Annotated in this window: 16 protein-coding genes; 9 read left to right on the top strand and 7 right to left on the bottom strand. The window is 69.2% G+C overall.

What is annotated here, in order from left to right; genetic code table 11:
* Positions 1-74 precede the first annotated feature (74 nt).
* Entirely contained in the window at positions 75-707 is a 633-nt protein-coding gene (gene upp, locus ACGG9C_RS06010; RefSeq protein ID WP_194384659.1) for a uracil phosphoribosyltransferase, read from the bottom strand.
* 46 nt (positions 708-753) lie between these two features.
* Here upp and ACGG9C_RS06015 point away from each other — a divergent pair, with 46 nt between their 5' ends.
* Entirely contained in the window at positions 754-1224 is a 471-nt protein-coding gene (locus ACGG9C_RS06015; RefSeq protein WP_336510684.1) for a nucleoside deaminase, read from the top strand.
* A 120-nt stretch (positions 1225-1344) separates the two neighbouring features.
* On the opposite strand, the gene ACGG9C_RS06020 is transcribed toward ACGG9C_RS06015, so the two are convergent.
* Entirely contained in the window at positions 1345-2271 is a 927-nt protein-coding gene (locus tag ACGG9C_RS06020) for an LLM class F420-dependent oxidoreductase (protein ID WP_194384660.1), read from the bottom strand.
* Positions 2272-2294: 23 nt separating this feature from the next.
* Positions 2295-3407: an alpha/beta fold hydrolase gene (locus tag ACGG9C_RS06025; RefSeq protein ID WP_194384661.1), complete on the bottom strand. Its 1113-nt coding sequence runs from the start codon at positions 3405-3407 to the stop codon at positions 2295-2297.
* A gap of 112 nt (positions 3408-3519) precedes the next feature.
* Here ACGG9C_RS06025 and proC point away from each other — a divergent pair, with 112 nt between their 5' ends.
* Genes proC through ACGG9C_RS06040 form a run of 3 tightly spaced genes read left to right on the top strand, consistent with a single transcriptional unit; the run spans position 3520 to position 6479 of the window.
* The gene (gene proC, locus ACGG9C_RS06030; protein ID WP_194384662.1) at positions 3520-4365 is read left to right on the top strand and encodes a pyrroline-5-carboxylate reductase; all 846 of its coding nucleotides are present in this window, start codon (positions 3520-3522) and stop codon (positions 4363-4365) included.
* A 43-nt stretch (positions 4366-4408) separates the two neighbouring features.
* On the top strand, positions 4409-5788 hold the full coding sequence (locus ACGG9C_RS06035) for a potassium transporter TrkG (RefSeq protein ID WP_194384663.1): 1380 nt from the start codon (positions 4409-4411) through the stop codon (positions 5786-5788).
* Positions 5781-6479 carry a TrkA family potassium uptake protein gene (locus tag ACGG9C_RS06040; protein ID WP_228480939.1) on the top strand — a complete coding sequence of 233 codons (699 nt, stop codon included), beginning with the start codon at positions 5781-5783 and terminating at the stop codon, positions 6477-6479. Before ACGG9C_RS06035 ends, ACGG9C_RS06040 begins: the two co-directional genes overlap by 8 nt.
* A gap of 9 nt (positions 6480-6488) precedes the next feature.
* On the opposite strand, the gene ACGG9C_RS06045 is transcribed toward ACGG9C_RS06040, so the two are convergent.
* Both ACGG9C_RS06045 and ACGG9C_RS06050 read right to left on the bottom strand, forming a co-directional pair.
* Positions 6489-7160, bottom strand: coding sequence for a TrkA family potassium uptake protein (locus ACGG9C_RS06045; protein ID WP_071043942.1), 672 nt, complete (start codon positions 7158-7160; stop codon positions 6489-6491).
* Positions 7153-8607 carry a TrkH family potassium uptake protein gene (locus ACGG9C_RS06050; protein WP_194384664.1) on the bottom strand — a complete coding sequence of 485 codons (1455 nt, stop codon included), beginning with the start codon at positions 8605-8607 and terminating at the stop codon, positions 7153-7155. Before ACGG9C_RS06050 ends, ACGG9C_RS06045 begins: the two co-directional genes overlap by 8 nt.
* A gap of 83 nt (positions 8608-8690) precedes the next feature.
* Between ACGG9C_RS06050 and ACGG9C_RS06055 the strand changes: the two genes are divergently transcribed.
* The 4 genes from ACGG9C_RS06055 to ACGG9C_RS06070 all read left to right on the top strand — a co-directional run bounded on the left by ACGG9C_RS06055 (position 8691) and on the right by ACGG9C_RS06070 (position 10034).
* The gene (locus tag ACGG9C_RS06055; protein WP_194384665.1) at positions 8691-9098 is read left to right on the top strand and encodes a helix-turn-helix transcriptional regulator; all 408 of its coding nucleotides are present in this window, start codon (positions 8691-8693) and stop codon (positions 9096-9098) included.
* Between the two features lie 114 nt (positions 9099-9212).
* On the top strand, positions 9213-9404 hold the full coding sequence (locus ACGG9C_RS06060; RefSeq protein ID WP_071043939.1) for a helix-turn-helix domain-containing protein: 192 nt from the start codon (positions 9213-9215) through the stop codon (positions 9402-9404).
* A 131-nt stretch (positions 9405-9535) separates the two neighbouring features.
* Positions 9536-9634 carry a 30S ribosomal protein bS22 gene (locus tag ACGG9C_RS06065; RefSeq protein WP_003792170.1) on the top strand — a complete coding sequence of 33 codons (99 nt, stop codon included), beginning with the start codon at positions 9536-9538 and terminating at the stop codon, positions 9632-9634.
* A gap of 106 nt (positions 9635-9740) precedes the next feature.
* Positions 9741-10034, top strand: a complete 294-nt coding sequence (locus tag ACGG9C_RS06070) for a rhodanese-like domain-containing protein (RefSeq protein WP_071043938.1) — start codon at positions 9741-9743, stop codon at positions 10032-10034.
* Here ACGG9C_RS06070 and ACGG9C_RS06075 read toward each other — a convergent pair.
* Entirely contained in the window at positions 10016-11230 is a 1215-nt protein-coding gene (locus ACGG9C_RS06075; protein WP_194384666.1) for a mechanosensitive ion channel family protein, read from the bottom strand. The two genes, ACGG9C_RS06070 and ACGG9C_RS06075, sit on opposite strands and share 19 nt — an antisense overlap.
* A gap of 117 nt (positions 11231-11347) precedes the next feature.
* Here ACGG9C_RS06075 and ACGG9C_RS06080 point away from each other — a divergent pair, with 117 nt between their 5' ends.
* Entirely contained in the window at positions 11348-11590 is a 243-nt protein-coding gene (locus ACGG9C_RS06080; RefSeq protein ID WP_194384667.1) for a glutaredoxin family protein, read from the top strand.
* Positions 11591-11597: 7 nt separating this feature from the next.
* Here the strand turns inward: ACGG9C_RS06080 and aspS are convergent, their stop codons facing one another.
* Positions 11598-12941 carry an aspartate--tRNA(Asn) ligase gene (gene aspS, locus ACGG9C_RS06085; RefSeq protein ID WP_194384668.1) on the bottom strand — a complete coding sequence of 448 codons (1344 nt, stop codon included), beginning with the start codon at positions 12939-12941 and terminating at the stop codon, positions 11598-11600.
* Between the last annotated feature and the right edge of the window lie 7 nt (positions 12942-12948).

A 12948-nucleotide genomic window follows, 5' to 3' on the forward strand; every position in this document is an offset into this window, starting at 1 on the left:
GTCAGCCCTGGTTCACGCCCGGTCGTCAGCGGCTGTCAGCGCGTCGCGGGTCGTCAGCGGCGCGCCGCTCGCTGTCAGACCGTTCCGTAGAGGCGGTCTCCGGCGTCGCCGAGACCGGGCACGATGTAGCCCTTCTCGTTGAGCCGCTCGTCGAGGGCCCCGAGGACCAGGGTCACGTCGCGGTCGCCGACCTGCGCCGTGATGGCCTCGACGCCCTTCGGGGCGGCGAGGAGGCAGATCGCGGTGACATCCTGCGCGCCGCGGGCGAACAGGAAGTCGATCGCGGCGCCGAGCGAACCGCCGGTGGCGAGCATCGGGTCGAGCACGAAGCACTGACGATCGCTGAGGTCGTCGGGAAGGCGCTCGGCGTAGGTCTGCGGCTCGAGGGTCTCCTCGTTGCGCACCATGCCGAGAAAGCCCACCTCGGCGGTGGGCACGAGCTTGGTCATGCCCTCGAGCATCCCGAGCCCCGCACGCAGGATCGGCACCACGAGCGGCCGCGGTTCACTGATCTTCACGCCCATCGTCTCGGTGACCGGCGTCGTGATGCGAATCGGCGCGACGCGCACGTTCCGGGTCGCCTCGTACGCCAACAGCGTCACCAGCTCCTCGGTGAGCTGACGGAACACCGGCGACGACGTCTCGCGGTTGCGCAGCACGGTGAGCTTGTGGGTGATGAGCGGATGGTCGGCGACATGCAAGCGCATGAGTCCCAGGGTATTCCACTCGCTCGCCCCGCCCTACGCTGGGGGCGTGAGCCTGCCCCCGTCCGCTTCCGACACCGCCGCGATGGAGCGCGCACTGGACCTCGCGTCGGGGGCGCTGGATGCGGGCGAGGTGCCGGTCGGCGCCCTCGTGCTCGATTCGACCGGGGACGTGATCGGGCAGGGTCGCAATCTCCGCGAAGCCGGCCACGATCCGACCGCCCACGCCGAGATCGTCGCGATGCGGCAGGCCGCGGCATCCCTCGAGACGTGGAACCTCGACGGCTGCACCCTCGTGGTCACCCTCGAACCGTGTCTGATGTGCGCGGGTGCGCTCCTGCAGGCGCACGTCTCCCGCGTCGTGTTCGGCGCATGGGACGACAAGGCCGGGGCCGTCGGATCGATGTACGACGTGGTGCGCGATCGCCGCCTGCCCGTGCGCGCGGAGGTCGTCGCGGGAGTTCGCGCCGCCGAGGCCGCCGCGCTGTTGCGCACGTTCTTCGACGCGCGCCGCGCCTGACCCGCGCGTGGCTGACCGGCGCCGAGAAACACCTCCGCGCACGAGACATCACGCGTTGCGTGGTTTCTCGCAGCGGAAGTGGTTTCTCGCGGACCGGACGGACCGGACGGGTCGCGAGCGTCAGCGCGGAAGGAGCGGGAGCACCTCGCTGCCGAGGTATTCCAGGTGGTCCAGGTCGCCGAGATCGAACAGCTGGAAGTAGATGCGCTCGGCTCCCAGCTCGACCAGACGGTGCACCTTCTCGGCGATGACGGATGCGTCGCCCATGAAGTGGCTGTCGGGGGAGATGTCGGCGACGTCACGGCCGAGGGCCGCCGCGTGTCGTCGCACGTCGCCGGGCGTGCCGGCCAGCGTCGTCAGCGCGACCGAGCGCTTGAGCGAGGCCGGATCGCGGTCGATCCGCTCGCACGCGGCGGAGACCGTGGCGAACTTGTCGGCGACGGTCGGCTCGTCGACGAACCCGATGTTGTACTCCGTGGCGAAGCGCGCGGCGATCGCGGGCGTGCGTCGGGGGCCGCCACCGCCGACGATCACCGGCAGGGGGGATTGGGCCGGCTTCGGAAGCGCCGGCGCATCCTCGAGGCGATAGTGCGCTCCCTCGTGGCTGAAGGTCTCGCCGTCCGGCGTGCTCCACAGCCCCGTGACCACCTCGAGCTGCTCCTCGAGCAGGGCGAACCGCTTGTCGGGGAAGGGGATGCCGTAGGCGCGGTGCTCCCGCTCGAACCATCCGGTTCCGAGGCCCAGTTCGGCGCGTCCGTTCGACATGGCATCGACCTGCGCCACCTGGATCGCGAGCACGCCCGGGTAGCGATAGGTCACCGAGGACACCAGGGTTCCGAGGCGGATGTCGGTCGTCTCGCGTGCGAGGCCGGCCAGCGTCGTCCACGCGTCGGTGGGCCCGGGACGGGGATCGCCCTCTCCCATGCGCAGGTAGTGGTCGCTGCGGAAGAAGGCGTCGAAGCCGTGGCGCTCGGCCGCGAGCGCGATCGCGAGCTGGTCGTCGTAGCTGTAGCCCTGCTGAGGCTCGGTGAAGATGCAGTACTCCATGCGCCCCAGTCTGGCAGGGCTGTTCAGTCGGCCGAGCGGATGATGATCGCCTCCGTCGGCGGGGAGGGATCGGCCGGTGTCCCGACGTAGCCGATCGCGGTCAGCAGCGCGCGCCGGAATTCGATCGGGCTCTCCAGGTGTGGGGAGTGTCCGACCCCCTCGAGATGCAGTTCGTTGACGATGCCGCCGGCCTGCGCGTAGGCGCCCAGCACATCCCGGGTCTGCGAGACCATCTCCTGGGCCGGCGCGACGTCGGCTCCGGGCCAGTCGGGGACGACCCCCGCTGCGCCGAGGTGATTGAGATCGAAGAACGATGCGTCGGAGACGATCGCGTCCATGTCGCCATGCACCCACAGGATCGGCGGCTTCTCGGCGATGTCGACGATGCCCGACACGTCGAAGTGCTTCGGCGCCATCGTGTTGAGCACCCCGAGGTCGCCGGCGCCGAATCCGGGCCAGTGGGGGCTCGCGACGGCGTCTCCGGGGTAGTTGCCCGTCGCGGTGGAGGTGGACAGCATCGAGGCGACCCACACGTCCTCGTGCTCGGACGTGTACCCGGCGGCGACGTAGCCGGATCGGAAGACGTTCCGCGGGGAGGTCGGCGCCTCGTCGGTGGCGTCGCCGGAGGTCAGTCGCTCGACGAAGTCGGGATTGGCGCCGCCTGCGCCGCAGCCGGCATCGTCGTCGGTCAGTCGCGAGCCGTCGCGGCGCGTGCCGCCGAAGCCGTACGGCGAAACCGGGGCCTGCAGTGTGAGGCTGAGCGCGCCGTGGTCGATCGCGTACTGCATGACCACACCCCCGCCCATCGACCAGCCGACGAGATGGGCGGTCGGGATCTCCAAGGCCGCCAGGGTCGCGTGCAGGTCGTCGCTGAAGTCCCGCACGCCCCGGGTCGCGTCGACCGGGAGGCTCTCGGTCCCGCCGAAGCCGCGCAGGTCGACGGCGATCACGCGCAGCTCCGCCGGAAGATCCAGCATCGTCTCCTGCCAGAAGAGTGACGACGAGACGTTGCCGTGCACGAACACGACGGTGTTCTCAGGCGGGGTCGCGGCGTCATCCCCCTTGCGCTCGAGCACGTTGACGGTCAGGCGCGGGGTCTCGACGAGGCGAGACGTGATGCCGTCGAAGAGGGTCATTGGGGGTCCTCCGTGGGTCGTCGTGGGGCGTCACCGTCCCACGATCCTCGACTATATCCGGGCACTCCACGCTGCATCGAGGGACTTTTCAGACGGCTCGTAGGATGGCCACATGATCGACGTCGCCTCCCCCCTTCCCGCCATCGCCATCCTCGGAGCCGGGTCCATGGGAGGGTCCATCCTGCAGGGGCTGGTGTCGTCGGGACTCGCTCACGGCGGTGTGACGGTGACCAACCGCACAGCCGCGAAGGCGGATGCGCTCGCCGGTCTGGACGGCGTTCGCAGCATTGCCCTCGAGCGCGATGCCGATGGCAACGCGGCGGCGGTCGCGGGGGCGGACGTGGTGCTCGTGGGGGTCAAGCCCGCGATGGTCCCCGACCTGCTGCGGGAGATCGGTCCCCACCTGCGCCCCGGCACCATCGTCGTCAGCCTCGCCGCCGGTGTCACCGTCGCCACGTTCGAGTCGATCGTGCCCGCGTCGGTCGCGGTAGTGCGCTCGATGCCCAATACCCCCTCGCTCGTCGGGCGGGGCGTGACCGGGATCGCGCCCGGAACGCACGCCTCCGACGAGCATGTCGCCCTCGTGCGGCGGCTGTTCGAAACCGTCGGCAGCGTCATCGAGGTTCCGGAGGACAAGATCGACGCCCTCTCGACGATCTCCGGATCCGGCCCCGCCTACGTCTTCCTCCTGATGGAGGAGCTGACGCGCGCTGCCGAAGGGAAGGGCTTCGACCGTGCCGATGCGCGGCTCATGGCCGAGCAGACCTTCATCGGGGCCGCGGCGCTGCTGGAGGCATCCGACGACGAACCCGCCGAGCTGCGGCGTCGCGTCACGAGCCCGAAGGGCACGACCGAGCGCGCCATCGCCGTGCTGCAGGATGCGCATCTGGGCGCCGTCTTCGCCGAGGCGACCGACGCCGCACTCGCCCGCGCCAAGGAGCTCGCCGCCGGCGCCTGAGATCCGGATCGCGCCGGTCTTGCGCTCCGGCCGGATCGGCGTAATGTTTCCGCTCGTGACATCACGCGTCGCTGCGTCGGACACGCGGCCGCGCCGATCGTTCCGACTGAGCCCGGCACAGACCATCGTCGCGGGCTTCGGCCTCGCCGATCTCGTCGGCACCGGCCTGCTCATGCTTCCCGCCGCCACTCGCGACGGCGAGGGGGCGTCGTTCGTCCACGCCCTGTTCACCTCGACGTCGGCGGTCTGCGTGACAGGGCTGGTCGTCGTCGACACGGAGACCTACTGGACGCCGCTCGGCCACCTCGTGATCCTCGCGCTCATCCAGATCGGCGGCATCGGGATCATGGTGTTCGCCTCGCTCGTAGGTGTGCTGCTGGCCCGCAGGCTCAGCGTGCGGTCGCGCGTGCTGGCCGCGACCGAGGCGAAGGCGCTCTCGCTGGACGACGTGCGCGGGGTCGTGCGGCGGATCGTGGTGACCTCGCTGCTGATCGAGGCGGCGCTGTTCCTGGTGCTCTTCCCGTCGTTCGCGCTCCGCTACGGTCACGGCTGGGGCGAGGGTGCGTGGTACGCCCTCTTCCACTCGGTCTCGGCGTTCAACAACGCCGGCTTCGCGCTGTACGCCGACAGCCTGGTGCGCTTCGCGGCCGACCCCTGGGTCTGCCTGCCGATCTGTGCGGCCGTCATCCTCGGGGGGCTCGGCTTCCCCGTGCTCATGCAGCTGCGACGAGAGATCGGCCGCCCCCTGCTGTGGAGCATGAACACGCGCCTGGTGCTGTTCGGATCCGTCATCCTCCTCGTGGGGGGAACGGTCTACATCACCGCTCTGGAGTGGACCAATCCCGCCACCCTCGGCGCGTACGACCCGGCTGCCCGCGTGCTCATCGGATTCTTCCATTCGGTGCAGACGCGCACGGCCGGCTTCAACAGCGTCGACGTCGGGGCGATGCACGACGAGACCTGGCTCGGCATGGACGTGCTGATGTTCATCGGCGGGGGACCGGCCGGCACCGCCGGCGGCATCAAGATCACGACCTTCGCCGTGCTGATGTTCATCCTCGTCGCCGAACTCCGCGGCGCCGGTGCCGTCAACATCTTCGGCAAGCGGCTCTCCCGGGCGGTGCATCGACAGGCCATCGCCGTCGTGCTCATCGCGGTGGGGGTCGTCGTCGCCTCGACGATCGCGCTCATGATCGTCACCGGCGGCTCGCTCGATCGGATGCTGTTCGAGAGCGTGTCGGCGTTCGCCACCGTGGGTCTGTCCACCGGAGTCACGGCGGACCTGCCCGAGGCGGCGGAGATCATCCTGTCGCTGCTGATGTTCGTCGGGCGGCTCGGTCCGCTCACGATCGGCACGGCGCTGGCACTGCGCGAACGGCGCGTGTCGTACGAGTTCCCCAAGGAAAGGCCCGCCATTGGCTAGCTTCACCCACCTGTTCGGTGCGTCGTCGCACCGCATCGCCGAGGCGGACTCGGTGGCGGTGATCGGGCTCGGCCGGTTCGGCAGCTCCCTCGCCGTGGAGCTCATGGACGCCGGGACCGAGGTGCTCGGCATCGACAGTGACGAGGAGACCGTGCAGTCCCTCAACGGCGTCCTCACGCAGGTGGTGCGAGCCGACAGCACCAAGCGGGAGGCCCTCGAGCAGCTCGCCGTTCCCGAGTTCGACCGCGTGGTCATCGCGATCGGCGACGACGTGCAGGCCTCGATCCTCACCGCGTCGCTGCTGCTGCAGATGCGGATCCCGGTGGTGTGGGCGAAGGCGGTGAGCGAGCAGCACGGGCTCATCCTGGAACAGCTCGGCGTGCATCACGTCATCTATCCGGAGAAGGACATGGGGCGGCGCGTGGCGCACCTGGTGCGCGGTGCCGCGATGGACTACCTGGAGATCGACCGCGGCTACGCCCTCGTCAAGACGAGCGTCCCCGCGCGTCTGAGCGGCACGCCGCTCGGCGCCACGAACACCCGCCAGGCTCACGGGGTCACCGTGGCGGCTTTCAAGCGAGGCCAGCAGGGATGGTCCAACGCCGACGCCGCGACGGTCCTCGACGAGGGGGACACGGTCTTGGTCGTCGGTCCCACGCGACGTGTGGAGGAGTTCGCTCAGCTGCGCTGAGCGCATCCGTCACCGGTCGAGGGCGGCGAACCTCTCGATGTCGCTGTTGGTGCCCGAGACGATGATGAGGTCGTGGTTGGTGACGACCGTCGCCGCCTCGGCGTAGCGGAACGGCTTGCCCGGGCTCTTCACGCCCACGACGGTGACGTTGTACTTGGTGCGAACGCCCGACTCGTTGAGCCCGACGCCGCGGATGAACTTCGGGGGGTACATCTTGGCGAGCACGAAGTCGTCGTCGAACCGGATGAAATCCAGCATGCGACCGCTGACGAGGTGCGCGACGCGCTCGCCGGCCTCGCGTTCGGGGTAGATGACGTGGTTCGCGCCCACGCGGGCGAGGATCTTGCCGTGCGACTGCGACACCGCCTTCGCCCAGATCTGCGGCACCTTCAGGTCGACGAGGTTGGCGGTGATGAGCACGGACGCCTCGATCGAGGAGCCGACCGCGACCACCGCGACCTGGAAGTCCTGCGCGCCGACCTGCTTGAGCGCCTCGAGGTTGCGGGCGTCGGCCTGCACGGTGTGGGTGACGCGCTCGGACCACTTCTGCACGAGGTCGAGGCTCTCGTCGATGGCGAGCACCTCGCGGTCGAGCCGGTCGAGCTCGCCGGCGCAGGCCGCACCGAAGCGCCCGAGACCGATCACGAGGACGGGTGCGTCGCCGCGGATGCGCTCAACCAACGATGGGCCTTTCGACGGGCAGCGAGTACAGCTGCGATCGGGATGTCGCGGCCACGGCCGCGGCGAGTGTCACTGTACCAATGCGCCCCATGAAGATCGTCGCCGCCATGACGTAGACGGCGGGGTCGGGCAGGGACTGCGTGAGGCCGGTCGACAGCCCGACGGTGCCGAAGGCGGAGATCACGTCGAAGAGCACGTGCGCGACGGGGGCGTGGGTGATCTGCGCGATCACGATGGTCGACAGCGCCACGATGGTCGATCCCCACGCGACGACCGACAGGGCCACACGCTGCACGTCGCTCGGGATGCGGCGGCTGAAGACCTCCACGGTGGTGCGGCCCTTGGCCTCCGACCAGACGGCCAGGGCGAGCACGGCGAGCGTCGTCACCTTGATGCCGCCCGCGGTGGACGCCGAGCCGCCGCCGACGAACATGAGCATGGATCCCACGACCTGCGACGACCCGTAGAGCTCGCCGATGTCGATGACGGAGAACCCACCCGATCTCGTCATCGCGGACAGGAAGAAGGCCTGGAAGGTGGTGTCCCACGCGTCCATCGAGCCGAACGTGCCGGGGTTGTCGTACTCCAGCGCGAGGAACGCGATGGCGCCGGCGACGAACAGCAGCGTGGTGGTGATGAGGGTGAGCTTGGTGTGCAGCGACCACCGCCCCACGTGCCACACGTGCCGGGAGAGCGTGTAGATGACGGGGAAGCCGATGCTGCCGAGGAAGACGCTGGTCATCAGCACGGTGAGCAGGAAGTAGTCGTCGGCGAAGGGCTCGAGGCCGCCGACGTTGGGGGTGAAGCCGGTGTTCGTGAACGACATCGCCGCGTAGTACGGCGCCTCCCACAGCGCCATGAGCGGGTCGACCTCGGCCATGACGAGCGCGGGGTACAGCAGCACCGCGACGATCGCCTCGATGACCAGCGTCGACAGCGCCACGGTGCGAAGCAGCTGGCCCACTTCGCCGAGCCGCACCGTCTGGCCCTCGTTGACCGGTCCGCCGTGAGCTCGCATCGGGTTGGTGTCGCCCGCGGCGATCAGCTTGGCACGCAGACCCAGTCGCTTCGAGATCACGAGACCGAGGATCGAGGCGAGCGTCAGCACGCCCATCCCGCCGATGTTGACGCCGAGGAAGATCACCACGTTGCCGAAGGGCGACCAGTGGGTGGCCATGTCGACGGTGACCAGCCCCGTCACGCAGATCGTCGACACGGCCGTGAACAGGGCGTCGGCGAGCGGCGTCGCGCGGCCGCTGGCCGAAGCGATCGGGAGCGACAGCAGGCTCGTGAAGATCAGGATGAGCGTGCCGAAGACGAGGATGGCGAAGCGCGAGGGCGACGAGGTGGCGAAGTCGCGGCCGAACTCCCCGACCTGACGCAGGCGGTGACGCCACCCCGCCGACGGTGCGCGGCGTTGCGGCGCAGCCGGTCGGCTCGTCGCCATGCACCGCCCCCTCGTCTGTGTCGTCTTCCCGAGCGAAAGTCGACCTCATGGTACTCCGGTGCGCGTCCGGCTAACCTAACCACATGGCGGACATCTTCGACGTGATCGCAGACGGAACGCGTCGCGACATCCTCCGACTGCTCCTCGATCGCGCATCCTCCGGCCAGGACGGCACGAGCGTTTCGAACATCGTGGGCGAGCTCGGCGTGAGTCAGCCGACCGTGTCGAAGCACCTGAAGGTGCTGCGCGAGGCGCACCTGGTGTCGGTGCGGGAGGAGGGGCAGCACCGTTACTACAGCCTCTCCGCGGAACCGCTCGACGAGGTCGACGACTGGCTGGTGCCCTTCTTCACGCACAGCGACGACCTGCAGGCGGTCGCCTCCGGGGCCCTGCCCGATTCCGCCGCCCACGCCGCGGAGGTCGTGGGGCGGGCCGCCGCATCCGCCAAGCACGTCGTCACGAACGCGTGGCGCCGGCTGCCCGGACGCTGAATCGCGCCGACGCTCGAGTCACACGAGTCACACGGGTTTACACGCGTCGCGCGCAGGTCATAGACTCCTCCCAGGATCAGGGAGATCCGACTGGGACGCACGAGAGGGGACATCGTGGCCGAACTTCCCGACGTGCGCTTCCTCACCGTCGCAGAGGTCGCTGAACTGATGCGCGTATCGAAGATGACCGTCTACCGACTGGTGCACTCCGGCGAGCTGCCGGCGGTGCGATTCGGGCGCAGCTACCGGGTGCCGGAGTCGGCCGTGACGGCCGCCATGGAGCGGCCGATCGCCGACGCGGGCTGATCGCTGCCGGCGCGCGCGAGGACCGCGCGCGCATTTGATAAGCTGTTCCGAGGCATTTTTCGCATCTGCCCGTTCCCGGACGCGATCCGACCGTGGATGTGCGTCCAGACTTCGACTTAGTGAGGTTTTCCGTGGGTTCTGTCATCAAGAAGCGCCGCAAGCGCATGGCGAAGAAGAAGCACCGCAAGCTGCTTCGCAAGACTCGTCACCAGCGCCGCAACAAGAAGTAAGCGGCTTCCACACCGAGCGCCTGTCCTCCGGACGGGCGCTTCGTGTTTTCTGACAGAATTGCTGGCGGCCATGACGGCCGTATGCACCACTTCGACCCGAGGCACCATGCAGACCATCACCGTCCACGAGCTCACCGAGCGTGGATCCATCCCCGTCATCGACGTGCGCGAACCGCACGAATACGCCGCCGGCCACGTGCCCGGCGCCGTCAACATCCCCATGTCGGTCTTCGGCGAGCGGCTCGCGGAGCTGCCCGACGGACCGATGAACATCATCTGCGAACTCGGCGGACGCTCCGCGAGCATCGTGCAGGCGCTCGAACAGCGCGGCTACGACGCCACGAACGTCGAGGGCGGCACGTCCGAGTGGATCGCGGCGGGCTACCCGGTCGAGCGGTGACCGGCCCCCGCAGCGGACTCGGCGGAGGCGTCGTCGGCGTCGTCCTCCGGTGACACGATCGGCACGCCCTGCGTGAAGGTGCTCGCCCGCTGCTGGGCTGCGACGCTGCCGGTGAACAGCCCGTCGACGTCGCCGCGCGGGGCCTCGGCCTCGACGTGGCCGGTGTCGGCGGTCATCATGACGCGCTGCACCGGCAGGGCCGTCGGCATCTGGCGCTGCACCCAGTCGACAAGCGCCTCGCGCACGAAGCAGCGCAGATCGAACAGCGTCGGGGCGTCCTGTGCGGTCACGAGCACGCGCACGCGCACGAGCCCTCCGGTCGCCTCGGTGACCTGCAGCACCGACGCGCGGCCGTCCCACAGCTCGGTCTCCGCGAGCACGCGCTCGAGGTGCTCGCGCATCCGTGTGGGAGAAACGCGCCAGTCGAGGTCGAGCTCGATCGATCCGAGCAGCTCGCTGCCCTCGCGCGTCCAGTTCTGGAACGGCGTGGTGGTGAAGTAGGTGCAGGGGAGCACCAGCCGTCGGTCGTCCCACAGGTCGAGCACGACGTAGCTGAGGGTGATCTCGCCGACCCGCCCCCATTCGCCCTCGACGACGATCACATCGTCGACGCGCAGGGCCTCGCTGAAGACGAGCTGGATGCCGGCGAACATGTTCGCCAGCACGGACTGCGCCGCCAGGCCCGCGACGATCGACGCGATGCCGGCGGAGGCGAGGACGCTCGCCCCGATGGTCTGCACCGCGGGGAAGGTCAGCAGGGCCGCGCCGACGGCGATCACGACGATGATGGCGATGGCCAGCCGCCGCAGGATGAGCGTCTGGGTGCGGATGCGCCGAGCGACACGATTGTCGGGGATGTCGATGCGGTACCGGCCGATCGCGAGGTCGGTCGCGAAGAGCACGGCCGCGATCATCAGCCAGCTGCCGGCGGCGATCACGAGGATCGTGAAGAGCTGGTTGATGCCCGGCATCCACTCCTCACGCGGTCCCGGGAAGGCGGTCAGGAGCGCGATCCACACGGCGATGACGAGCAGCAGCGCCCGGAACGGACGCCGCCCCCGGCGGATCATCAGGGTCGACCACGCGCGCTGGCGTCCGGCGGTGCGCACGGCCAGGGCGACCAGGGCGGCGACGATGACGGCGCCGATGAGCGCGGAGACGAGGACGATGGCGAACTGCAGCCAGGGATCGAGCATCGGGCACTCCTGCGGATCGGGGGATCGGGACGTGACGCGACGCTGCGAGGGCGTCCAGATTACGGGTGAGACCCCTCAGGCGACGAGCCCTTGACTGCTCCTGCCTAGGATTGTCAGGTGACGACGATCACTCTCATAGGCAAGCCGGAGTGCCACCTGTGCGACGTGGCGCGCGAGGTGGTCGACCTCGTGGTCGCCGAGTCGGGGCGGGATGTCGTGATCGAGGAGCGCTCGATCCTCGATGACGCCGAGCTCTACGCGCGATGGTGGGAGAAGATCCCGGTCGTTCTCATCGACGGCGAGTTCCACGCGCACTGGCGCGTGTCGGCCGATCGCCTGCGCGCCGCGCTGACGGCCTGACGATCGGTCAGGGAGCCAGGCGCGTGGGGCCGCGGAAGAGGTAGGTCACCTCGCGGATCGACTCCTGACCGAGCAGGAGCATCAGCACGCGGGCCAGGCCCATCCCGAACCCGCCGTGGGGCGGAGCGCCGTAGCGGAAGAAGTCCAGGTAGAAGTCGAGGTGCTCGGGCTCGAGCCCCTTCTCCTTCGCCTGTTCGATGAGCACGTCCACACGGTGTTCGCGCTGCGCCCCCGTGGTGATCTCGACGCCGTTGTAGAGCAGGTCGTAGCTCTTGGTGAGCCCCGTCTCCTCGTCGCGCATGTGGTAGAAGGCGCGGATCTCCGGGTGGTAGTCGGTGATGAACACGAACGGGTGGCCGTAGGTCTCCGCCACGTGGGCGGCGATCTGACGCTCGCCCTCGGGGTCGAGGTCGCCGTCGGTGCGGGGGATCTCGTATCCGCGGGCGGCGACGATCTCGCGTGCCTCCGCGAGCGGGATGCGCGGGAAGGGCACGGTGGGCACCACGACGTCGAGGTCGAAGAGCTCCTTGATCTCGTCGCCGTGCTTGTCGGCGACGGCCTGGATCGCGGTGGCCAGGAGCTCCTCCTGCATCGCGGCGACGTCTTCCCAGCCGTCGATCCAGCTGATCTCGGCGTCGATCGAGGTGAACTCGGTCGCGTGACGGCTCGTGAAGGAGGGGTCGGCGCGGAAGGCGGGCGCGATCTCGAAGATCTTGCCGAAGCCGGCGACCTGGGCCATCTGCTTGAAGAACTGCGGCGACTGCGCGAGGTAGGCCGTCTTGTCCTCGAAGTAGGGCACCTCGAACAGCTCCGCGTTGGACTCCGACGCCGACGCCATGAGCTTGGGGGAGTGCACCTCGATATAGTCGCGCTCGATCCAGTACGAGCGCATCGCGTGCTCGAGGGTGGTCTGCACGCGGAAGACGAGGTTGTTGCGGCGCTGGCGCAGGTCGAGGAAGCGCCAGTCCATGCGCTTGTCGAGCCCGCTGTCGGCGGCGATGGGCGTCTCGGGAAGCGCCTCGCTCGCGATGTCGAGACCGGCGATCTTCACCTCGACGCCGCCGAGCTTGACGCGCTCGTCGTGCTTGAGCGCACCGTGCACCGTGAGGAACGTGCCGTGCGTCAGGGCGGAGATGGTCTCGGTCAGGGCGAGGGCCGCCGCCTGCTCGGCGGTGGCGTCCTCGCCGATCTCGCGCGTTGCCGGGTTGACCAGCTGCACGGCACCGGACTCATCGCGCAGGATGACGAACTGCACCTTCTTCTGATCGCGGACGGTCTCCACCCATCCCGAGACGGAGACGGAGCCGTCTTCGCGGGCCTGCAGATCTTTGACGAGAACGCGTTCACTCACGATGACC

The organism is Microbacterium sp. MTN4-26, from assembly GCF_042846595.1.
GTDB classification, from domain to species: Bacteria; Actinomycetota; Actinomycetes; order Actinomycetales; family Microbacteriaceae; genus Microbacterium; species Microbacterium luteum.